Origin of the sequence: Vibrio sp. 1874, assembly GCF_033344395.1 — a bacterium.
GTDB lineage: Bacteria > Pseudomonadota > Gammaproteobacteria > Enterobacterales > Vibrionaceae > Vibrio > Vibrio alginolyticus.
In genome coordinates, this window is sequence record NZ_JAWPOR010000003.1 from 454,453 (window position 1) to 477,940 (window position 23,488).

The following is a 23,488-nucleotide window of genomic DNA, read 5'->3' on the forward strand; positions in this document are numbered from 1 at the left end:
CTAAGCGGCAATAGTTAACAAAACGGCGTTCTAAGCAAAGTGATTGACGCTTTGAGCGCCATTCCCTCGTTGGTATTCAAATGCAATCAATTCCTCGGCAGGTACAGGTCTACCTAAGAAAAAACCTTGTACGACGTCACAGTGGAGAGACTCCATTCGTGTGAGCTGAGTTTGAGTTTCTACGCCTTCGGCTACTACTTTCATTCTTAGGTTGTGAGCCATGGATACAATCGCGCGAACTAATGAATCGTCTTGATCGCTTTTTCGGATTTGAGCGATAAATGAACGATCAATCTTGAGCCCGTCAAAAGCCATATGTTGTAGGTAGGCAAGGGCTGAATACCCCGTACCAAAGTCATCTAGCCAAACTTCCACTCCGATACTTTGTAGTTTTTTAAGCACATATTGAGCTTTCTCTGTATCATCAATAAAAAGTGACTCTGTCACTTCAACATGAATGGTTTGAGGGGCGACATCATGTCGTCGTAAATACTTAGAAAATAATTGACTTAAATCTTGGCGATAGATTTGCCTTGGGGATAAATTTAATGCGATGTGAAAATCAGTACCGAAATGTTCTGCCCACATTGCCCGCTGAGCAACTGCTGTCTCAATGATATGTTCTCCAAGCTCCAATATTAAATCACTTTGCTCTGCGATCGGGATAAACGATTCTGGACTGATATAGCCTTTCTCGGGATGATTCCACCTAACCAATGCTTCGACTCCAATTAGGCGATAGGTTTTTAGATCAAATTGTGGTTGATACCACAGCTCGAATTGAGACAAGTCACGTACTGAACGACGCAGTTCTCGTTCTATGTATAAACGTTGTTTAATCGTTTCATCAAACGTGGAGTCGTATATCGTCATAATGTCTTTACCGCGTCTTTTAGATTCCTGCGCCGCAAGAGAGGAAAGCTGTAAAAGAGACTCAGCGTTTGAACCAAATTCTGGATACACAGCAATTCCGAGGCTTGCCGTAATTTGAATATCGTTCTCTTCCAAACTAAAGGGAGAGAGTAGTTGGCGATGAATAGCGTGCGCTTTTTCTCTAGCTTCATGACTGTCCGAGCACGGAAAGGCCAGTACAAATTCATCCGCACCTACTCGACTTACGATGGTAGAAAGGCGGTAAAGCGGCTTAAAATAACTCGGCAAACGGCCTTGAAGCTCTGAGGCAAGATGGCCTAGCAATTTATCCCCAATGTTATGTCCATAGTTATCGTTAATGTGCTTAAAGTCATCCAAGTCAATAAACACAACCGCGAGTGAGGGGGATTTGTGGTCAGTTATTTGCGTTTGAATATCAATGAGTAACTTTTCTCGGTTTGGCAGGGAAGTCAGAATATCGTGGTACGCCATGAACTCAACTCGGCTGGTGTATCGGTTCACTTTGTTTGACATTTTGTTGTACGCCGAAATAAGTTCTCCCACTTCATCTTTGCTTTGTATGTCGGTGACTGGCAGCGCTTGGGTATTTGACTCTGAAAATTGATCTTTTAGTTGCTTGAGTGGCTTAGTTAACGACCGCCCCAAAGCATAAGCGATGATGCTACCGAATAGAACGGATATCCCACTGATCGTTAGCAGCAAGTTAAACATCTTCTGTTTATCGTTTGAGGTAATCGCTTGGACTTGTTCAATGTTCTGTTCTTTCTCTTCCAGTAGATGTATCAAGTTAAGCTCAAGATATACCGCCCCAAGAGTAATATTTGATTGCTGAATCGGCGCTGCGATCTCCAACTGATGCTTGGAAAAGGAAACGAGAGTTCTGGATTCTTCTATTGCTTTCAAAATAAAAGGAGAGCGGTAATGAGGTTGGGCAAACATCCTTAGCTGAGTAGTGCCGTCGTGAAAGATTAGCCCTTCATTGTCAACAACATGTATTTTCGAGACATCTGGCTGGCTCAATGTTGCCTTAATTTGCTCATACGCTTGACTGATATTGTCTGTATAGAGTGGATCAAAAAGCTGTTTTGATAATAGCTCTGCATAAACCAACCCTTTTTGCTTAACGTAAGATTCTGTTTTTTCTTGAGAGTTGTTCGTGATTTGTTGAGTTAAGCTATTTGAATACGCATCGTAACCGTGCATGTATAACGCAAGATTTATCACCACAACAAACAAGACAACGAATATTGTCGAGCAAATATATTTGGTTTCGAGTGAGAGCTTTTGAAACATCAATCCACCTTCGGTAACAAGTGAACTGACTTGCGCACTGTACTTAAGGAGGCTCGCATTTCTGGAGTAAGCGCGCTGAATTTTTTGGTGTTCTGAAACTTTTTAAGTGCGAGAGAGCCTTCGTGAGTTGTATCCATATCAAGCAGTATGGACGTGATTTTACGCTGTTGCTCTAGGCTCATGCTTGGAGAAGCGAGAATCAAATCCCTGGGTATTTCAACAGAACGAGAAAAAATCGCTAGTTTGTCTTTCATGTTCTCTGGCAAATCTTTGGGATTGTTCCAGTTGAAGTTACTGAATGCTCCTGCTGCAACTCTCTGTTTATATACCCATACAGATAGGTTGATTTCATTTGACTGAGCGAGTTGCTCATCAAGGAATAAATAACCAATACTGTCTTTGGCCGGTTTGTCATCAGGAGAGGGAAGGTATTGCAGTTTTTCTCCGTGATTCAGCAATGTAATCGCAGGTAGGTAATAGCTGCTGGTAGACGTACGCTTTTCGAAAACAAGCGTTTTTCCGCGCAGGTCAGAAAGTGACTCAATGCCACTCTCTTTATTAGTAAAGAACACCGTATGATATTTTTGCAGGCCTTTTTTCCATCGTATAGCAAGAACTTGGCTATTAGACTCCTTTTCTAAGGTCATCGCATTAAAGGGGGTCGCCGTTGCAATTTGAACGGTGCCATTTTCAAGCGCAACCGCGAGCTGACGATAATTTTTAAATACCTTTACCGCCCCTTTTGCGTAACCATATTCAGCCATATTTTCAGTTACATACTGAGTAAGGGGCGTCGCTTTTTTGATTTTGCTTTGGGCTTTATTGGACACAATGCCAAATGTGAATGTTTTCTCAATATTTTCTTGTGCACTGACGACAAAAGGTGAACTCAGCAAAGTGAGTAATAACAGAGTGCAGGCAGGTTTCATCCGGCTTCAACTTCCTTCTGGTGCATGTCAGTAATATTTAGTATTTATCAATGTGCCGAAATCAATCTTAAAAACAGTATGATGTACAAATTTCGTTGTGTGCGCACTTTTTATAATGTGACTTGGTCACTTATTCCGTTCAAATAGTACCGAATTTGACGTTTATGTACAGGATGAATGTATCACCGTGAGTCTGAATTCACCGGATTCTTGGTCAAGCGCAGTATTGGCTGTGAGCTAATGCGCCATCTGTATCGCTATTTTGTACTAAGAAAAATTCTCCAATTGTTTTTGATACTTTTTCTGGAGAGCTTCATTGCCTGCTGCACGTTCAAGTTGAATCATGAGTTGCAAAGAGGGCTTCTTCACGCCATACATTTGATTGAATCTCATTAATCGAATTCTAGCTTCAGTATAATCACCGCTATCAATTTCTATTTTAGCGAGTTGCAAAATCGATTTTGGTCTATGAGGGTCATGATCGATAGCTCTAGTAAAGTAGTATCTCGCTTTGTCTTTATCTTGTGATTTTAGCGCACAAAAAGCTGCATTCTCATAGCTCGCTGGAATAAGGTAGTAATAAGGCTGCTCAATGGCTCGATTAAACATCTGATCGGCTTTTTCGAAGTCACCTCGCTTGCAAAGAAAAGTACCGTAGTTATTGAGCACATTTCCGTTTTTAGTGTGTTGGCGTAGAGAGCGTTTATACATCTGTTCGGCTTTAATATCTTCACCAACCGTTTCGTAGTAGTGAGCCATAGATAATTGCGCGCGATAGTATTGAGGTGCGTGGTTTAAGGCTTGTTGTAAGTTATCATGCGCGCGAATCATGTTACCGCCGTCTAAATAACCTAAGCCAAGTGCGATACGTGATTCTGCCATTGCCACAGGATCGGCTTTAACGACAGGGCTTCCATCTTCTTTCACCGTCACGCAACCCACGAGTGCAAACTGAGACAATAATATTAGTGCACCGAGCTTTGCTGTTTTCATTCTTTATCCCTACATCCCTGAATCTTTCTGCATGATATGAATTACTTAGCAAAAACCTATTGAGGAAAAAACACTATGCGATCAGGTTTGCAAACTGTTATGAAAAAGCCGCCATATGGCGGCTTGGTTCACATATTACATTTCGGTAATGATGAGTGCTTTGTTTGCTCATTTTGAAGCTAATCGTCTTTAGTGAAAGCATCTTCACTGAAGTGCTCGAGGTCGTACGGTGTTTGCTGATAAACACAGTAGTTCAGCCAGTTTAAAAAGAGAAGGTGTCCATGGCTTCTCCAGCTTGCAATTGGTGGGTTATCTGGGTTGTTGTTTGGGTAATAGTTGACAGGAATAGCGGGCTCCATACCTTCGCTTAAATCTCGGATATATTCATTATGTAAAGTGTGAGAATCATACTCAGGGTGTCCTGTGACAAAGACATTTCGTTTGTCTTTTGTGGTGGCCAAGTACACACCTGCGACATCCGATGTCGCTAAAATGTCTAAGTCAGTATGCTCTTCTAGAAAGTGAGGCGAAAAATCTGCGTAACGCGAGTGAGGAGCCAAAAACGTGTCATCAAATCCGCGTAAGATAGGGTGAAACTGATGATGGATTTGATGATGATACACGCCTGAAAGTTTTTCTTTACGCGTTTTTTTAGGTAGATCGTAGAGTAGCTTTAACCCTGCTTGCGCAGCCCAGCAAACATAAAGAGTGGATGTCACATGATCTTTTGCCCACTCCATGATGGTTTTGAGATGATCCCAATAAATGACATCTTCAAATTGCACCAAACCTAATGGAGCCCCAGTAATGATCATGCCATCGAAGTTTTTATCTCGCACCATTTCAAATTGGCGATAAAACGTGTCTAAATGTTCAGTTGGCGTATTTTTACTCGGGCGGTTATCAATGCGCAGTAATTCGACGTTAACCTGTAGTGGGCTGTTTGAGAGTAGACGCAGAAACTGAGTTTCAGTCTCTATTTTTTTTGGCATCAGATTAAGGATCAGCACTCTTAAAGGACGTATTTCCTGACTCGCTGCACGCGTTTCACTCATCACGAAGATGTTTTCTGTCCTTAATACATCGGTAGCTGGTAATTGATCTGGAATTCTAATTGGCACGACTTTCTCTCCCTAAGTATAGTCAATCTAGACGTCTATACTTCTAAAGCTAACTTAATTAAGTTTAGATGTCGATACGAAATCCGACTTTTCAATCTACTCTTTACATTATGGTAAACCGTACTCGGGGTTGTCACACAATTGTGACTAAAGCAGAGTTTCTGATGAGATAGGTTTGAAACGCAGTGTGTACTATTTGCTGGTAATTATGCGATCACGTTAATATGTGAAGGTGACTTCGTAGTAAGGAAGTCTCAAATTAATGAGCCATACTAAAAACAATCAGCTCACCATTTTGCATTAATGTGCATATTTGGAAACATCGTCAGTGGAGGACATTATGTTCGGTATTTTCAAGAGAAAGACAAAGATTCAGGGCATCGCTCAAGAAGTTCCTTGCGTGCTACTGCATTCGTTTGGTGATAAAGACATTTATACGCCGGAAGAGATTGATCAAGCTCTTCAAAAGCTGGGTTATGATAAGAGCAAGGATATCAGTCATTATCAGTATGCGTATGGAATGTTTGCCGATGAAGCCTCTTACGAGCTCCTAGAACTAACGGATGAGCTAGGTAATTATGGTCATTTCCAACGTGAAGTAGGTAAGATGCTACTCAATACACCTGAGCCGATTGATATGCATATCTACTTTGAAATTTCTCGTCAGCACCAAAACGTCAGCCTTTCACCTGGTCATCAAAAAGTAAGCGAAAGTGATGGTGTGTAAACATCGTTAGTGGTATTCCATCGTGAGATGAGTTGGGTATAATGCGCGGCCTAATTATCCGGACATGTTGTCGGTTACATTTCTGTTGAGCGTTAATGCCTTATGTTCAAAATGCTTGTCTCTATGCCACCAATGTTGGCGCTGTCGATAGCGATTGTATGTGAAGTGATTGCCACTTCTTATATTCCCAAAACAGAGCAATTTACGAAAGTAATGCCGAGCACAGTCGTTTTGATTGGTTACGGCATCGCTTTCTTCTTGCTTTCCATCACAGTGCAAACAATGCCTGTCGGGGTTGTTTATGCCATATGGAGTGGTGCTGGGATCGTTTTGGTTGCGACGGTTGGTTACTTTGTTTACGGACAGCGTCTAGACTTACCGGCCCTAGTTGGTATTGGGTTTATCATCGCTGGTGTGTTGATCGTAAATTTATTATCCAAAACAGTAGGGTACGAATAACGCCACTCTACTTGTTAAGTGAATAAGAAGCCGCAGCGAGAAATTGCTGCGGCTTTTTAGTGCAAATTCAATCGCTAATGGCGAGTATTGATATGACGTCTTATTGTTGTATTCATAACGGTCGCATTATGTGATTGAAAAATAGACATTATTTAGCGCATTGAAAATACAAAGTTATGTTTCTTCAAACTTTAGGAAAGGGCAGTAGATAAATCACTCCGATAGATGTTAACGTGGCGACTCATCTTTACTGCTTTTTCATTCCCTACATATTTCTGCAAAGTTCTTATTGTGTAGTGTGTCGAAGAACCATAGAATCCGCGCGCTTTAATTTATGTTATTAGCGTTATCAATGATAAAAGTGCAGTCCATTATCATTGTTTTTATCACTTATAGATGGGCACATCTGACAATACTTACATGAACAAATACAAAAAGCCTGCATTCAAGGCCGAATTTCTTTTGCCTCGTTACTGGGGAACGTTAATTATCATTAGCGTGATGTACTCACTTAGCCTCCTTCCTTTTAAAGTTCAACTAGCTTTGGGACGCAACATTGGTCGTTTAGCTATGCGACTCATGAGAAAACGTCAAGTTACGATCAGACGCAATCTTGAGCTTTGCTTCCCTCATATGGAAGAATGCCAACGCGAAGCAATTCTAAAAGACAACATCGACAATACTGGCATCGCACTTTTTGAGACCGCAATGGCATGGTTTTGGTCAGATAAACGGGTAAACAAACACGTCACGATAAAAGGCATGGAGCATCTAGAGGCTTTAGAGAAGTCAGGCAAAGGTGCATTAATGTTGGCCGTACACTCAATGAATCTAGAGTTAGGTGCTCGAGCTTTTGGCATTAAAAAGTCTGGAACCGGTGTTTATCGCCCAAACAATAATCCGTGCTTTGATTATTTTCAGTATAAGGGACGCTCTCGCTCTAATCGTACACTGATTGATCGTAAAAACGTCAAAGCCATGCTTGAAGCACTTAAAACGGGTGAGCGAGTTTGGTATGCACCGGACCACGATTATGGTAACCGACGCTCGACATTTGCACCGTTATTTGCCGTTAAAAATGCTTGTACTACGACAGGTACAAGTTTGTTGGTTGATTCTACAGATTGCGCCATTGTGCCTTTTACGATGGTAAGAGGAAAAGACGGACACTATACCCTAACCATTAGTGCGCCCGTCGAAGGTTTCCCGAAAGAGGATCATCAACGCGCCGCCGCATTCGTGAATCAAATAGTTGAAACATCAATCATGGCAAGTCCGAGCCAGTATATGTGGCTTCATCGTCGGTTTAAAACTAGACCAGAGGGTGAGGACTGTTTGTACAAGCCTAGGCTCATCCCTAGCTTGGCATAACACATAGATAGCCTACAAAAAGCCCAAGGAACATACGAACCTTGGGCTTTTACTTTCTATTCTTTTCGCTTTATAAGTAGCGATCTTTTAGGTGAGCTTGAAAGTGTTTAGCATTCAGTGTTTCACCCGTGGCTTGTTTTACCAACTCATCAGTGGTGAATAAGCTACCTTTACTCCAGATGTTTTCCGAGAGCCAATTGAATATCGGAGCTAAGTCGCCAGAACGAATAACCGCATCTACATCGACGGTTTGTTTCATTGCTGCCATAAATTGTGCAGCGTACATCGCACCGAGCGTGTAGGACGGGAAATAGCCAAAACTTCCGTCTGTCTGGCGAACGCTGATACTTGATTTTAGAGGGTTTTATCATATATTGATAAGGAATTCTATATGCAGTAGGTGTAAGGAGAATAGTGGTTCGGCAATAGTATGAATTTTTCGTGTTACCCTATAGTTAGGTTTCACTTGATAGCATATTCAAGCGAATCGGTTAAGGCAGTAATTCATGGAAGAACTCAGTGCAATAGAGCATAAAATCTCAGAGCTTAAATTAGAGTTAGCACAACTTGAAAGCAAGAAGCTGAAGTTGTTAGCTACAAAAGGAACAGTGTCTTCTGCATGTAACAATGTAATGCCGCCTGAGCAAAAGGTCGAACTATTTCAGCGTTATTTCCGAGGAAACACAAACTGCTATGCTGTTCGCTGGCAAAATAAGCAAGGAAGATCTGGGTACTCGATCGCCTGTCACAACGAGTGGCAACAGGGCTTATGCAATAAACCCAAAATTAAATGTTTGGAGTGTCCTAACCAATCATTCAAGCTTCTCGACAAGAATGCTGTCTATGATCACCTATCAGGAAAGTCTGTGGTTGGTATTTATCCAATGGATTCTGAAGATCAGTGTTGGTTCCTGGCTGTAGATTTTGACAAGAAGGATTGGCAGGCGGCATCACTGGCTTATGCTGAAGCCTGTAAACGTAATGGCATAGATTTTTTACTTGAGCGTTCTCGTTCAGGAAATGGGGCGCATGTTTGGATCTTTTTTGAGCAGAAAATTGATGCTGCCATTGCCAGAAAACTAGGTTTTCTGTTGCTTGACCAAGCAATGCAAATTCACGGGACATTGTCTTTTGAATCTTATGACCGTTTGTTTCCCAATCAGGACTATTTACCTGCAGTCGGTATCGGGAACTTGATTGCGTTACCTTTGCAGAAATCCTCAAGATCGCAAGGGAACACAGAATTTGTTGATACGACATTTACTGCGTATAAAGATCAATGGCAGGTACTTGCCTCAACTAAAAAATTGGCTGCTACTTACAATTTCAAGGAAGCACCTAATAGAGAAACACCTTCTTTGGCACCATGGGAAAGGAATCTACCAGAAATCGCATCTATTTCAGGATGCCCACAATGTATTGAGGTAGTTTTAGCGAATAGGATTTATATTCCGATTGAGTCAATGCCAAACGCTTTGGTCGCTAGATTAAAGAAATTAGCCTCATTTTCAAATCCCAAATTCTTCAAAGCGCAGGGACTACGTCTGTCAACAAACGGAATACCCAGATACATATCATTGGCTGAAATTGATAGCGGATACCTCGTGTTACCAAGAGGGTGTATTGATGATGTGTGTGAGTTACTAGAACAGTCGAATATTAAATTGCTTCTTGTCGATAAGAGAAGGACAGGAGTGTCTCTTAAAGATATAAGTTTTAACGGTGAATTGCGGATAGAGCAGAAGAAAGCAGTGGATGCGGTTTTTAAATTTGATATCGGTGTTTTACATGCGCCCACGGCATTTGGAAAGACGGTTACAGCAATAGGCCTGTTATGTAAAAGAAAGGTCAATACCTTAATTCTTGTTCACAATAAGCAACTCGTAGACCAATGGCAGGAAAGGCTGAAGGCATTTACGACGAATGTTGAGATAGGAGTGATCACAGGATCCAAGAAAAAGCCAACGAAGTCTGTTGACGTCGCAACCTATCAAACCTTGCTTAACCGAAGCGATAATACGGTCAATCCTGTTGTCCATGAATACGGGCAGATAATCATCGACGAATGCCATCACCTGTCAGCGCCACAGTATGAAAAATTATTAGGAGAGGTTCACGCAAAATACGTACTTGGTATTAGTGCGACTCTGGAACGTAGAGACGGTCACCAGCCAATTATTTTCATGCAGGCGGGGAGGGTAAGGCATACGATTTCTTCGTCCAGTTCAGTGAAGTTTATTCAGTCCCTTCAAAAGAAGGAGGTTCTTTTCGAACCACCGCTTCAACTGGCAGCTCAAGATCCTCGGCCACATATCGCTGATGTGTATAGGTGGTTGATCGAGCATGAAAAGAGAAATCAGCTAATCATCAGTGACATTGAAGCCGAAGTGAAACAAGAGCGTGTTCCTATCGTTCTTACGGAACGCCGAGAGCATACGAAATTGCTGAGTGAAATGCTAACCCAGAGAGCTATTCAGAACGAGGTGCTTGTTGGTGCAATGAAAAAGAAAGATCGAGACGAGGTTAATGAAAAGCTGGCAACGACCCAAGTGTTGGTAGCGACTGGACGTTTTATTGGTGAAGGATTTGACCTACCTCGACTTGATACCTTAGTCCTGGCTTTGCCTGTATCCTGGAAAGGAGCGCTTGTTCAGTATGTCGGAAGGATACAGCGAGAGTATGACGGTAAGACGGAAATTCGTGTTATTGATTATGTGGATATGAAAATCCCAATGTTGGCAAGAATGTATACCAAGCGCAATCGTGGATACAAGGCGTTGGGTTTCGATGAAGGTGTGTTTGATTTACAAGAGAAACTGTTTACTGAGTAAAGCACAGTTATTTTTAGGTTTATTACGGTTAGGTGGGAGTATTTGATCTGGGAAGTTTGAGTTTAAAAACCATCAGGGAAGTAAAAAATAATTCAAAGCCTATAGAAATATAAATCAGTTAGGAGAGCAGGGACATTTTCTATTGCTTCAACTCTGGGGAAACTCCGATTAAGAAAGCCGATCATCGTGATCGGTTTTTCTATTTTCAACTTTAGAGAAATAAACAAACTCTTTTTCAAGAATTCAGTATATGGCGTAGCATTGTTGTAGGCTAATCACTGTACAAAATAACACCTATAAATATACATCGACTCAATGTACATTGTATTGGTGTATATTTGATCAATTGGGTTTCAAAATGGAAAGCGGGCTTCAGAAGATCTACCTTCATCACAGTTACTTTAAAGGAAAATTTACAGAAGTAGAGTGTGTTGGGCATACCAATAACATGGGAACGAATGGTGCTGGTAAATCGACCATGCTTAGCCTTATTCCTTTCTTCTATGGTAAAGAACCGAGTTCACTGGTAAACCGAGCTGGTGAGAAAAAAGCATTTGCTGATTTCTTATTACCATCAGTACGTTCCATGCTGATTTTTGAGTATCAGCGTTTGGGTGAACTCAAGTGTGTTGTCATGTACAAGTCGAAGAAATCGGTAGCTTATCGGTTTGTTGACTGCGGTGCTGAAGGAGGCTTGTTTCAACAACATCTTATGGATCAGTTAGCTAGCACTAACGATGTGCATGACTGGTTGAGACACGTCGTGTCTAAACATTTCTATGTAAGCAATCAGATTGGAAGCTCAATTGATTATCGAGCAGTTCTATTAAATGATAAAAAGCGCCTGCAAAAGAAACGTAAATCCCACCAATCTTTATCCTCAATGGCTTACCAGTTTTCACTTTGTTCAAATGATACTCAGATGCAGCATATCGATTCTTTGACAGCAGTAATGTTGAGACACGATAAACTACTCGCTCAATTTAAAACTATGGTGGTAGACAGCTTTTTATCTGACCAGATAGATATCGGAGATGCGCCTTTCCACAAAGACGATGCGGAGTATATCAACAGCCTTAATGTATTGGTTGAGATTGAAAAGCATAGTACTACGTTTAATGGTGCTTTGGATAAAGATGTAGAGCTAAAAGAACAATGGTCTTTACTTCTCGCCTATAAAAAACAGCTAGACCAGGCAGCTTCTGAAGTGGAATCAAACTTGATGACTACAGAATCTTTAATAACAGACTTGAAGATTCAAACAGGTGATCTGGAAGATGACTATAAAAGTAAAACAGCCGCATTAAGAGAACGTTATAACAACGAATCCAACGCCCTAGTGAGCAAGAGTAGCCTAATTCAGACGATATATGATGAAAGAGAGCGATGGGATGGAAAGGAGAACATTACAACCAAGATATCCCAGTACGAACAGTTGTCTGACTATGAAGAAAAAATGAACTGCGACAACGAACACTATAAGAGCTTATTAGAAGCAGTATCACAGCAGGCGGATGTTCACCAAAAAAAAGTTGATCAACTGGAAACTGATACAACGAACAAGTTAAGTAAGGCAAAGGACGAGTTATCTACATTAGAAAAATCAATGTATGAGCATTTGAGGCTTTCTCAGCAAAAACAAAATGATCGATCTGACGAAATGCATGTTCAAATTCGAGAATTTTTGAAAAACCGAGCTTCAGAAAAACAACGCATTAATGATGACATTCAAGCGCTCTATGATGATAAAACAAAAGCTTCCTCGTATTCTGAAGACGAGAGCAAAGACATTCATTCATATGAAAACCAAATTACTGAAATTGAAGAACAATTAGCAAAGAAAGTTACAGAGATATCGGAGAAACGAGAAGAACTTGATAGTGATATAAAGCTTCGAGACGGCAAATTAGATGAATTGCAATTCAAAAAGGATGCATTGGCTAAGGCCGAAGTAGAAAGAGAGAAAATCACTAGGCAGTTAAATCCTGAACCTGATAGTTTGCATGAATTTTTGAATGATACGAAAGACTCTTGGAGAAACACTATAGGGAAAGTGATTCGACCTGAGCTTCTTAGCCAGAAAAACTTAAATCCTCAATTACTTGATGGTAACGGTTCGCAAGCTTTGTATGGACTCGAAATAAACCTCAATCTTGTTGAACCGAACGAGTTTACTAAGTCTGAGAATCAGTTAAAGCAACAAAGAGACGTCCTCAAAAAAGATATTTTTAACTATGAAGAAGATGTCACGCGTATAAAAACAGAACTCGGAAAACTCAACAATCAGGTTTCTCAGTCTAAAACGGAGCTATCTCAACTACGAAGAGAAGAGGAAAGTTTAAAGGTTGAAAGGAAAGAGATAGGTCTATCAATAAACTCGAGAAAAATTGAAATACAGAAGACCATCAATTACAGAGTTGGGGAAATTGATAAACGTATTCAGCAGAGTAAATTAGAGCTAAAAGCTTACGACCATGAAACGGATGGTGGTGCCGAAAAGTTAGAAGAAGCTACTAGACAAGAGATACTTACTTTAAAAGCCAACGCTTCAGTGGAAGAAGCAGCAATTCAAGAGCAAATTGATCTGAAGGGTCAACTGATTAAAGAGATAATAGATACTGCGGATAATCAACGCAAAGAGTTTGAGAAAACCTTTGAGGCGATATTGAAAAACAGAGGTATCGATCCTTTGACTGAGCAAATTGCTAAAGAAAGATCGGCCAAGTCTAAGAGTGAGTATGAACTGATAAAAAGCTACGCACAGTTAATCAACGACTATCGTAGCTGGGAAAAATCGCTGTGGGTGCATATAGATAAGTATGAAAAAGAGGCAACTGAGCTTTCAGCATCAGTTGATCATCTATCTAGTCAGCTTGAAGAAAAAAAGAAAAAGCACCAAGAGCGGTTGAAAGAACTAGAGGTCAAGACTAGAGAACAGAAGGCAAAGCTAGAGCGGTTAGATAAGGAGCAGAAAAGCGTAAATCACGCTTATGAAGATGTTAATGATGCGCTTGAGAAAGTTCCTACTACACATGAATCAACCGAAATAAGAGACAATTTATCTTTAGAGCTGCTACTTGAACGACTAACAAAGAATATTAATAGGATTAAAGTATTACGCCGAAGCATCGCTGATGCAGTAAAGAAAGTGGGGGAAGTTTTAACAAGTATAGGTTCAAAGAATAAAATTTATGTTCTGTGGGAAAACATGGAACAAGACAGGAGTCAGCGTTCTATCCATGCTAGTTATACGGAAGATTTCTTTATTGAAGGTATCGATGATGTAAGACGTTTATTAGAGGTAGCCATCCCCGACATCAGGGAAGTTACCCTAGAGTCACTCAAAACGGTAGGTGAACGGTATGTGCGTTTCTACCATTCATTGGACACATTAAATAGAAAAGTGAGATCAATTTCTTCAACACTTGGTGAAGAGATAAATACAACAAATCACTTTGAAGCACTAAGTGACATTAACGTCGAGTTGGTATCAAAAGTCGATGAGTTTGATATATGGAAAGATTTAAAGGCGTTTAGCGAAGTCTGGTCTAAGTGGGTGGAGAGCGGTCGGAATGTACTTCCTAGCAAAGAATTTGTCACGATATTCCAAAGTACGACAGACTCTTTGCGTAGTTGTCAGATAAGTAGTGATATTGAGTCTTTAGTCGATATTGATATATCGATGAGAGAAAATGGTCGATCTGTAAACATAAGAACCGATGCAGACCTTAAAGGGCTTAGTAGTGAAGGTATCTCTACTCTGGCAGTGATTGTTGTATTCTGCGGCATGACTCGTTATTTATGTAAAGACAGTAATGTAAGGATACATTGGCCATTAGATGAACTTGGTAAAATTTCAGATGAAAATGTGATGATTCTATTCGAGCTGATGGATGAACATAACATCTCGCTGTTTTGTGCTCAGCCTAACCCATCTCCTGTATTACTCCGCTACTTTAACACCAAGAATTATGTGGACAAAAACCTAGGTATTAAACGTTATGTTTCAGTAAAAGGTGATAAGAAAAATCCTTTATTACCTGAAGAAGAGGATAAGTAATCATGAGCACCAGATTTGAAATTACGGTTGAATATCTACTTGATGAAAAAGTGATATGTGAAGTTTCTTATCCCGAAGCTTTTCGATTTCTCCAAGACTCTATAAATTGTTCCGACGTTAATGCATTTCTGCATCGAATTTCCAGACAAGTTGGAAAGACTAATGACAGTAAAGGCTACTATTGCTCATATGAGACATTAGAAGATCCAAAGAGGCGAAAAAGAGCGACTAAACAGTTCTCCCATATGCTAGTCGATCTAGAACCATTGCTTGATTGGCTTAGATTAGTGAGAAATGTAGACGCGGAATCTCGTCCAATAGAAGCGGGTGCAAGAATTTCAGAGTCAGAGTTACTATCGGCAATAGAAGAGTCTTCCTCTATGTCTGAATTGTTGAGTCAGATCGCTTCTAAATTTAGAAAAGTTTCAAGATCTCTTGAAACAAAAACTAAGCTGAGGTCTGTTCTGACTTACTTATCTGACAATGGATATCTACTGTCGGTTGGTAGTTCTGGTGCTGTGTATATAGCGACAGCCAAATGGTCTTTATTATTTGATCAATTAGAATTCATTCACTCATTTGAAGGCTACGAGTTACCAGATGATGAACCAGAATCTCAGCAGGAGCTGTTCTGATGGGACGTAAAGAAGATTCAAAATCAGCGATTCGTGCTCTAAGCAAGCATATCGAGGTAGTTGATGAAAGTTGCTATGTCACTGCTGGTCAAATTGATGACACACCTGAAAATGAATCTGCAATAACAGCCTTAGAAAAAAATCGATTAGCTTATTATGTCGACGACAACCTTGGTGTACAGGTTCACAGCAAAGTTAGGAGTCTGTTGGATCATGTTACTAGCAGATATAGATTCAGAGAAAAAGTAGGAGCATATTCAAGCCTTATTGAGGATTTAGAATTTAGTATAGAGAGCTATAAGAAATCGAAGATCAGGACACATACTTCTCACGAGCAATACTTTGATGAAATCAGAGAGATAGTCATGGAAATAATGGACATGCTTACAGATGCCTTAAGTATGTATCACCATATTGTTTCTGATGAATTTAGCGTCGTATCTGATATTGATGAACGTATAAGACAGACAACCCGCTGTAAAGATGAATGCTTTAAGCTCAGAACGACAATCAGCCACTTAAGTGTAGTAAAGATAAGAGAATGGGTTGGAACTGATTTACTGCTTGAACGACTACTAATGAAAGTCTTTAAAGCTCATCTTGATCGTAGTTTGAAAGACCTGGCAGCTACCAATCGCAAACTAAATAGTATGGTGGAGAAACTACAAAGAGACAAAGCAGTTCGTCGGTTAAACATGCTGATTGACATCTTCTCGAACAAGTTCAAAGAGCAACCTGGTTATCGACCCGATATATCAGGGATCATGGAGCTGCCTACTTGCGCCTCTCTTGCCGAAAGGCAACGTTTAGGGGGATATGTTGATACCAGTAGTGCAAGAGATGAAGAACTCCTCATGGATATTGCGCTGGATACTTTGGAAAAAGTTCAGCTAGAGCCAAATACTGAGCAACCAGAAGAAAATAATGAGGAAATCGCCGATGCAAGAGGAGAGACTCTGGAAAATGTTCTCGATCCTTTAACAGAAAATGTAGAGCTACTATTTCAGGCTATTACCGATGCATCCTACAAAGAAGATATTTCAGCAATGAATGCTTATGGAGTCCTCGGTGTTGAAGCTTTGCCCGAAGATTGGATGATTATGGTGATGAGCTATTATGAAGCACAGAAAAAATCTATTTCCAGATACGTAGTAGTCGAAGAGGTCAGAGATATTGTCCAGCCTTTTGACGGTACTTTGTATATCAAGGATATAATTTTCAGGAAAGGTAATCGTGAATAAAAAGGTTCTTAAACTTGCACTCCAAATAGTTAAGTCATCGAAAAGACAGCTTCCAGACAAACCTACTTATAGACATATTTGTGATGAAGTAGGTATAGGTGATTATCGGAGTGGCAAAATTCATTTAAGTTCGCATGAGTTGAGAAAACTGGAAACCTTTCTTGATGAAATGTTTGGTAAATCAGTAATGGATTTATCTCTTGAATTTCATAACCGCATGGATGCATCAAAAACAGTACCTAATGAAAAGTGGGCAAGAGGAGACGTATTTAAATCAATGATAAATATGTCGAGTCTTACTTCATCGATTCCGTTGATAGGTAATGAGGAAGTATCAACACCAGTTGGTACGGTAGTATCGGTAAGAAAAGGTCATTTGGATGTCGAACGTATAAAGCAGTTGATAATCTTAGAAAACGGAGAAGCCTTGGTTTACTGGGAGGAAGTCATTGACCGTATACCTTCTGAATATGAGGAGGCGGTAATGATCTATAAAGGGCATGGTGATAACCAGTCAGTTGTAATGGAAGTGATAGGTAGCATAAGCAGCTCAGCAAAAGTTGCTGTTTTCTTTGACTACGATGCAGCAGGTTTCGATATGGCTTTAAAAGTAGCAGAGGTAAGACCTGTCGATCTAATAGTACCGACAAGCTTATCTCCAGAAATACTAAAATTGAGTAAGCTTGATGAATTCTACAAGCAGCAGCCTCAGCTATTAAGGCGACTAAAGGATCCGCGCACGCCAGAGGTAGTTAGAGAGCACTTGATAAAAATTGAATCGGAATATTTGGCAATTACACAAGAGCACCTAGTTGTTCATAAAGCGCAATTGAAAGTGATCGAGAATCTGGAGATTAAGCAATGATTGGTGGTGGTCTCAGTACAAAAGAAGCTCGTTTTAGAGTTATCGAATTACTGGCTTATTGGGAAGGTGTGGTCAATGCATCTAAGCTAGCTGTGTTGTTTCAGGTAACAGTAAACAACATTACTAAGAGCTTAGCTGAATATCGAAAAGAATACCCAGACTCACTTTTTTACAATAAGAGTGCGAAAAGATTCGAACCAACTAGTGAGTTTCATCTTCACTACACTGACGGCTCATGGGAGGAGTATACAGCGTTCCTGAGGTTAAATAACGTGAGCTATTCTTCAACGCTATGGGGTGAAAATACCATTGATTTTGGACCTGCTATTTCGAGTTATGTTGCCCCGAAAGTGAGTCGTATTCTGACACAAGCAATAGCAAAAAAGCTTTCTATTCAAGTGACTTACCACTCCCTTAATCATCCAGAAGGAATGAAAAGAACATTACACCCAATAGGTCTGGCAAACAGTGGACTCAGATGGCATTGCCGAGCTTACGATGATTACAGAAAAGAATTTAGAGATTTCAATGTAAGCCGTATGAAGGATGTAGTTATTGTTGGCAATTCGCCTTGGACTGCTAAAGATGATGATTGCTGGATGCAGACAGTTACATTGAGAATTTCACCTCAACCAGCGCTTACAGATGAGCAGAAACGTGTAATCATGATGGATAAAGGGGAAGGAGACTTCTATGAGGTAACTATACGAGCTGCTATGGCGGAGTACTACTTACAATTTCACCTTATTGATAAACATGAACGACCAGATGAACCTACAGTTCGGCCGTTATACCTTGAGAACTTAAATGAAGTTAGTAAGTGGTTGTTCTAACCTAATTGAACAAATAGCAGCACTTGTGCTGCTCTAAATCTAGTTTGACGCTACGCTTGTTTACTTTAAAGGCAATGACTTTTAAAGTGTCCTGCATATTTCGGAGCATTCCGAACAGTCGTTTCCGCTGTGTTTCAAGCAAGTTTTCGACTGGTAGATGGCCTTCATGTCCGTCGCGACCGCCTTGTAGTCTTTCTACTGCACATATTTCATCGAGTTTGCACTATATGGATGTGAAGTAGAGCTGACTTTAAGTGTTAGGGAAAGCGTGTTTATGGCGTTAGTAAATACTTTTGACCCATCGACACGGGCGATGAGAATGTCTTTTCTACTTACATTTTGCATTAAATTACGGGCAGTAACGATGTATTGGTAGTCTTTCGAGCAAAACAATCTACCTCTTATTTTTGATTAGGACCCACGTGTTAAAGTTCTGAGGAAATCGCTTCGAAGTAGCTGGTATATTATAGCTACGCTGTGTATGAAGCCCATGAGATGGCATAACTGAACTTCAGCGCCAGTCTTGCAGATCAGGAGTTACCCTTGATGGTGTTATTGGCCAATGATGAAAACGTGGCTGATCAATCGTTGTGGATTTGTTTAATAAAAGTATTGACAGTCCTATTTATATAAGATAATTTCTAATGGCTTCCCGAGATGCCTCTCAGAAAGCTCTGAATAATATAATAAAAGTCATAATAATAAAAAAAGATAATAACGATAAAAACTACAGGCAAAACAAGCCAAACCGTTATTACATTACGACTCAATATATTTTTTGGAGGACCCATGAGAGAGTCAAACGTCATATTTTTAGTTCTAGAAGTTATAGTAAGTTTGCGAATCGATCGAGCTTGTTTAAATGCTCAATTATTTGAATTATCACTTCGAACCAGCATTAATTTAACTTTAAGCACCCCTGTCTACTTGTTTCAGCATCCCTTCGTTCTAACCAAGACGAATATGGAGGCTGTATAATGTTTAGACCTAGTCCAAATCCAGAAGTCTACTCTTACAGACGCTTTTCAAACATTGAGCAAGAAAAGGGTACCTCGTTGGCGCGTCAGGATAAATATGCCTACGAAATTGCTGAAAAATACGGCTTAACAGTTAATGAGGATCTTATTCTAACTGATAAAGGGTTGTCTGCATTTCATGCTGAGCACAAAACAAAAGGTGCATTCGGAGTATTTTTAAGTCTAGTCAAGTCTAATCACATCAAACCAGGTTCATTTTTAATTATCGAATCTTTAGACAGGATGAGCCGAGAGCAGGTTATACAAGCTCAGTCAACTCTTAATGAACTGGTGATGGCTGGCATCACCGTGATAACAGCAAGAGGGGATAAAGTCTTTAATCGTAAAACATTCAGTGCTGATCCAGTTGGAACAATGTTGTATGCCATTATTGAAATGCAACGCTCTCATGAAGAGTCATTGCGTAAACAAGGCTTTAGCATAGACTTCATTCACGAACAGGTAGCAAACTTCCGTAAGGGTGAGATAGCTGATGTGTCAGGAAGTCTACCATTTTGGTTATCCCGTAAGCCAAAGTCACACCCAAAGGAAAAAGCGGGCTTTGAACTTAATGAGCACCAATCGACAGCACTATTGATTGTGGAACTCTACTTAAAAGAGAACATGGGCTTAAACTCTATTAGTCGAGAGCTAGGAACTCGAGGCATCAAATCTCCAACGGGAAGGGATGTTTGGGGTGTTTCGACTATTACTAGTATTTTAGCGAACCCTTCACTATGTGGTAGAAAAGTATTTGAGATTAAGTATTTGAAAGAAGGGGAAACAGTTAAAGAGAAGTTCGAGCTTGATAACTATTATCCCCAACTTATTTCAGAAGAAGAATTTGAAACAATTCAGGCAGTTAAAAAGCGAAAGCATCAAGCTATGAGTGGTGATAAATCCGTTTCTCAAAAAAATGCGATTGTGTATTTATTGACCGATTATGGTAAGAAGTCTATTTGTGCTAAGTGTGGTAAGAGTATTGGTTCGCAACCTCAAAGGCAAAAGTATCGCATCAGAAGGCGATTACATTGTAGTACTCAAAAAGAAACTAAAACCTGTTGCAAAAGTATCATCCAAGATTACCTAGAAGATGCCTTCTTGATGTCAGTCTCCCGTCATATTGACTACGACTTGATAAATCAAGATGTGGATAGCAACACCAAACTAACCATTGATGAGAAAATCAAAGAGATTGACCAGAAAATGGATAACATCTTAGATACTTTAACTATTATTTCAGATGGTGAGAAAAGGGCTTCAGAGAAGGCGAAATACCAAGTCTTGCAAAATAAAAAAGAAGAACTGAAAAAGCAATCAAGTGAGTATGAAACATACACAATCAGTGCTGACTCGATCAAAGAGTTTATTAGTAAAGTACAAGCTGCTCGTAATTACCGTAATCGAGAAGCTCGCCTGCTAGTAAAAGATGTATTGGTCAAAGCAATTAAGAAGTTATCAGTACATATGGAACCAAAACCACTTTCCTATTACGGCTACGGAAACATTCATGGCAATGCTTTAGTAAACGTGATCGATGTTGAATTTTACTCGAGTCGTAATCTCTCGATATTTGTTACTAGTGAGAAAGACGCAGGCGAATTGCTGTTTACTCGGATTGATGATGATTTTGCTAATGATGCGCGAGGCAGTTACACAGAAGAACAACTTGCATACTGGAACCAGCATGGTTTCGAGGCGTTGCTTGAAAAGTTAGCTATGGATGATTCCAAAAGTGACAGCAGTGCTCCTGATAATGTGTGGTTAGGCTATGACATAGCGAGTGCTTTATCTCAAATAGTAGTTGATGAGCTTGTTGAAGAGCAAATAATATAAGGTAAGTAGTATATGGTGACGTCTTTCCCACCATTTTTTAAGCAATGTTTGAATGTATGCGCAACAGAAGTCATCATTGTAATCGGGGAGCATATCCCCGATTTTTTACAAAGTAGTGCTAGGCGAGTTGTCCTATCTGAGCTGAAGGACCTTGTTGCTTCTGTTCGTTATCATCAAGAGGGATACCGACAAGGCTATGAAAGATGGTTAAGTTCAATTTGTATTACGTGCCAATTATCTAGCATAGTTATTGAGAAAATATCGCACTACTTTAAATGTGATCTTCTAGATGGTAATGGTAACATCATTATTTCTAAAAGTGCTTCTCGAACACTACATCTTCTAAAGGGTTACAATGTCACCTTTGACATCAACCTTTTTAGTCTCGCAAAAGCACAATATTTAGGCAGTGATATTAAACAAGATCAGGTAGATATTGACGATAAAATTAGACTGTTTCACGAAGAAGTAAATAGTATTAGTCATTTGAGCAAGAGAAAATTTTCCTCTTTGATGAAGAAGTCTAACAAGGCGTACCTAGACAGTGTGATTGATGCATCATTAGACTTCGAACCATCGAAACATGGAATTAGAACCTATTATGACAAGCGATTTTCAGGCTTTTACTTGGGGAGTTTTATTACTCATCCGCTAAAGTTTGAATACCATCTGTATGATGGAAAAAGCAACACCCGCAAGCCGTTTCCTATGCCTGATATAACTCTATTGAAGGCAGGGACAGGGACGGGAAAAACAGAACTTGCTATCCAAATTCTACATTCGTTTCATCGTCAAAAAAAACGTACAGTCTTGATTTCTAACCTAAAATCTGTCATTGGTTCATTTAAACATCGAGTAGAAGATAGTGTTGCTAATCATTTGTTAGAGCAAGATACTACTGGCCCTGATGAACGAATAAAACAACTTAGTTTAGTTACCTCAGACGCACCATTAATTGCTTTGGAAACGTCGAATCACGTTGTGTCCACTTTAAAATCGATAACGAAACAAGTTATACAACATCGTATAAAATATGCAGACTTAGTTATTATTGATGAGGCAGAAAAAGTACTTGAAGCAGTGTATGCAACTGGGGAGAAGTACCTGACAAAAGCAGAAAAAGATACGATAAAAAACCTGCTCAGCGTGATTTTCTCTGGTCAGCAAAAGGTTATTTTGATGGATGCTGATTTGACCGACCATTTGACGACAACTGTTGTGAAAAAAGACTGTGGAGATAGACGGGTAGTCGCGGGTATCTTACCTCCAACAGCCGTGTGTGATAACGTTAGTAAAACAAATATTCAGGCAAAAATAGGGGAGTGGGGTCGGTATCAAGAGCATTTGCTTTCGAATGGCTTAAAGCCGAATACCAAAAACTTCATTGTGTGTGATAGCAAAAAGAGTATTGAGTCGTGGCTTATTAGTAGTGGTTATTTCATTTTTAATGGACAGAGAAAGGTCGCTGACTTTAAAGCAGCAATTGAAAATAAGATCTTAGCAATAGTGAAAGGAGATGATGATAAAAACTACCTTTTAGAGGAGCAAGATGCGTTTTTGAATGATCCGTCTAATGAAATTCAAAAATACGATACTGTTATTGTCAGTCCAATTCTGAAAGAAGGTTTTGATATAAATACTAAACATGCTGAAATAGTGACGGTGTTCGCTTCAGGGGTATTAACGCCCAAAGAGTTGATTCAGTTTGCTTCCCGACTCAGAACCGCAAAAAGAATGATATTCGGGTTACTTCAACCACCACCATTTCATTCAATTAGTTTTTATCGTCACGCTTATACCGAAGATGAACGTTTTGAGGCACGTTTAGCGAAACATCGACAGATACTTCTGGATAATTTGCATTATGCTCTCTATGAAACATTGCGGCGAAGTGGTTTTAAGATTGATGATAGTGATGAAGTATTACCCAAAGGCGATGTTGAATACACCTATAACCTTTCCCTAAAGCATGACTTTGATGCGACAGTCAAATCGATGCTCAGAGGTGAAGCTGATATTAGTATGCATAGCCAAGATGCTCGTAAACAAGCAGAGGCAGTAGAGGTACTAAGAAGAATATTACATCTAGCTAGTTTCTCTTTTGAGCCTACTAAAATACCAATTAAGTCAACAGGAAAACTGGAAGTAAGCATTGAATCAATTTTTTATGAACTGCTTGATAATTCATCTGTTGTTAATTATATCTTGCCTAAATCGCTAAAAATCACGACAGCATGGAAGAAATTTGGGATGCGTGGTATGGCAGCAAAGGTAAATAAACTGTTTCGTTTATTGGGGTTTGACGTACAAAGAACAAATAAAGGCAAAATGGTGAATGTTATTAAACGTGAAGAGGGAAGTGGAACCTAGACCTTTGGACACTT

General features: G+C 39.9%; 15 protein-coding genes and 1 pseudogene. 11 read left to right on the top strand and 5 right to left on the bottom strand.

Annotated features, from left to right (window positions below; all coding sequences use genetic code 11):
- Positions 1–30: 30 nt before the first annotated feature.
- The 4 genes from R8N46_RS09475 to metA all read right to left on the bottom strand — a co-directional run bounded on the left by R8N46_RS09475 (position 31) and on the right by metA (position 5,230).
- Positions 31–2,187, bottom strand: a complete 2,157-nt coding sequence (locus R8N46_RS09475; protein ID WP_213972320.1) for a GGDEF domain-containing phosphodiesterase — start codon at positions 2,185–2,187, stop codon at positions 31–33.
- Positions 2,187–3,116, bottom strand: coding sequence for a phosphate/phosphite/phosphonate ABC transporter substrate-binding protein (locus R8N46_RS09480; protein ID WP_005385723.1), 930 nt, complete (start codon positions 3,114–3,116; stop codon positions 2,187–2,189). Before R8N46_RS09480 ends, R8N46_RS09475 begins: the two co-directional genes overlap by 1 nt.
- A 267-nt stretch (positions 3,117–3,383) precedes the next feature.
- Complete coding sequence (gene pilW, locus R8N46_RS09485; RefSeq protein ID WP_151514736.1) at positions 3,384–4,109, bottom strand: type IV pilus biogenesis/stability protein PilW; 726 nt, start codon at positions 4,107–4,109, stop codon at positions 3,384–3,386.
- Positions 4,110–4,288: 179 nt separating this feature from the next.
- The gene (gene metA / locus R8N46_RS09490) at positions 4,289–5,230 is read right to left on the bottom strand and encodes a homoserine O-acetyltransferase MetA (protein WP_158159640.1); all 942 of its coding nucleotides are present in this window, start codon (positions 5,228–5,230) and stop codon (positions 4,289–4,291) included.
- Between the two features lie 340 nt (positions 5,231–5,570).
- Here metA and R8N46_RS09495 point away from each other — a divergent pair, with 340 nt between their 5' ends.
- From R8N46_RS09495 to R8N46_RS09505, 3 genes are all read left to right on the top strand, one after another.
- Entirely contained in the window at positions 5,571–5,957 is a 387-nt protein-coding gene (locus tag R8N46_RS09495; protein ID WP_053303128.1) for a hypothetical protein, read from the top strand.
- 123 nt (positions 5,958–6,080) lie between these two features.
- The gene (locus tag R8N46_RS09500; RefSeq protein WP_213966591.1) at positions 6,081–6,416 is read left to right on the top strand and encodes a DMT family transporter; all 336 of its coding nucleotides are present in this window, start codon (positions 6,081–6,083) and stop codon (positions 6,414–6,416) included.
- 420 nt (positions 6,417–6,836) lie between these two features.
- Positions 6,837–7,787: an LpxL/LpxP family Kdo(2)-lipid IV(A) lauroyl/palmitoleoyl acyltransferase gene (locus R8N46_RS09505; protein ID WP_213966580.1), complete on the top strand. Its 951-nt coding sequence runs from the start codon at positions 6,837–6,839 to the stop codon at positions 7,785–7,787.
- Positions 7,788–7,857: 70 nt separating this feature from the next.
- Here R8N46_RS09505 and R8N46_RS09510 read toward each other — a convergent pair.
- Positions 7,858–8,127 (bottom strand): annotated as a pseudogene (locus R8N46_RS09510) (carboxypeptidase M32); the annotation flags it as partial.
- A gap of 166 nt (positions 8,128–8,293) precedes the next feature.
- On the opposite strand from R8N46_RS09510, the gene R8N46_RS09515 reads away from it, so the two are divergent.
- The 8 genes from R8N46_RS09515 (at position 8,294) to R8N46_RS09550 (ending at position 23,474) form a co-directional block, all read left to right on the top strand.
- Positions 8,294–10,618, top strand: coding sequence for a TOTE conflict system archaeo-eukaryotic primase domain-containing protein (locus R8N46_RS09515; RefSeq protein WP_213972322.1), 2,325 nt, complete (start codon positions 8,294–8,296; stop codon positions 10,616–10,618).
- 358 nt (positions 10,619–10,976) lie between these two features.
- On the top strand, positions 10,977–14,678 hold the full coding sequence (locus R8N46_RS09520; RefSeq protein WP_115385924.1) for an ATP-binding protein: 3,702 nt from the start codon (positions 10,977–10,979) through the stop codon (positions 14,676–14,678).
- 2 nt (positions 14,679–14,680) lie between these two features.
- Positions 14,681–15,313 (top strand): hypothetical protein, encoded by a 633-nt coding sequence (locus R8N46_RS09525; RefSeq protein ID WP_050550470.1) that lies wholly within the window; start codon positions 14,681–14,683, stop codon positions 15,311–15,313.
- Positions 15,313–16,554 (top strand): hypothetical protein, encoded by a 1,242-nt coding sequence (locus tag R8N46_RS09530; protein WP_029809413.1) that lies wholly within the window; start codon positions 15,313–15,315, stop codon positions 16,552–16,554. The genes R8N46_RS09525 and R8N46_RS09530 overlap by 1 nt, the downstream gene beginning before the upstream one ends.
- The gene (locus R8N46_RS09535) at positions 16,547–17,419 is read left to right on the top strand and encodes a hypothetical protein (protein WP_025499151.1); all 873 of its coding nucleotides are present in this window, start codon (positions 16,547–16,549) and stop codon (positions 17,417–17,419) included. The genes R8N46_RS09530 and R8N46_RS09535 overlap by 8 nt, the downstream gene beginning before the upstream one ends.
- On the top strand, positions 17,416–18,252 hold the full coding sequence (locus R8N46_RS09540) for a helix-turn-helix transcriptional regulator (protein ID WP_029809412.1): 837 nt from the start codon (positions 17,416–17,418) through the stop codon (positions 18,250–18,252). The genes R8N46_RS09535 and R8N46_RS09540 overlap by 4 nt, the downstream gene beginning before the upstream one ends.
- A 977-nt stretch (positions 18,253–19,229) precedes the next feature.
- Positions 19,230–21,104: a recombinase family protein gene (locus R8N46_RS09545; protein ID WP_029809411.1), complete on the top strand. Its 1,875-nt coding sequence runs from the start codon at positions 19,230–19,232 to the stop codon at positions 21,102–21,104.
- Between the two features lie 12 nt (positions 21,105–21,116).
- The gene (locus R8N46_RS09550; protein ID WP_213972324.1) at positions 21,117–23,474 is read left to right on the top strand and encodes a DEAD/DEAH box helicase family protein; all 2,358 of its coding nucleotides are present in this window, start codon (positions 21,117–21,119) and stop codon (positions 23,472–23,474) included.
- Positions 23,475–23,488: the final 14 nt, after the last annotated feature.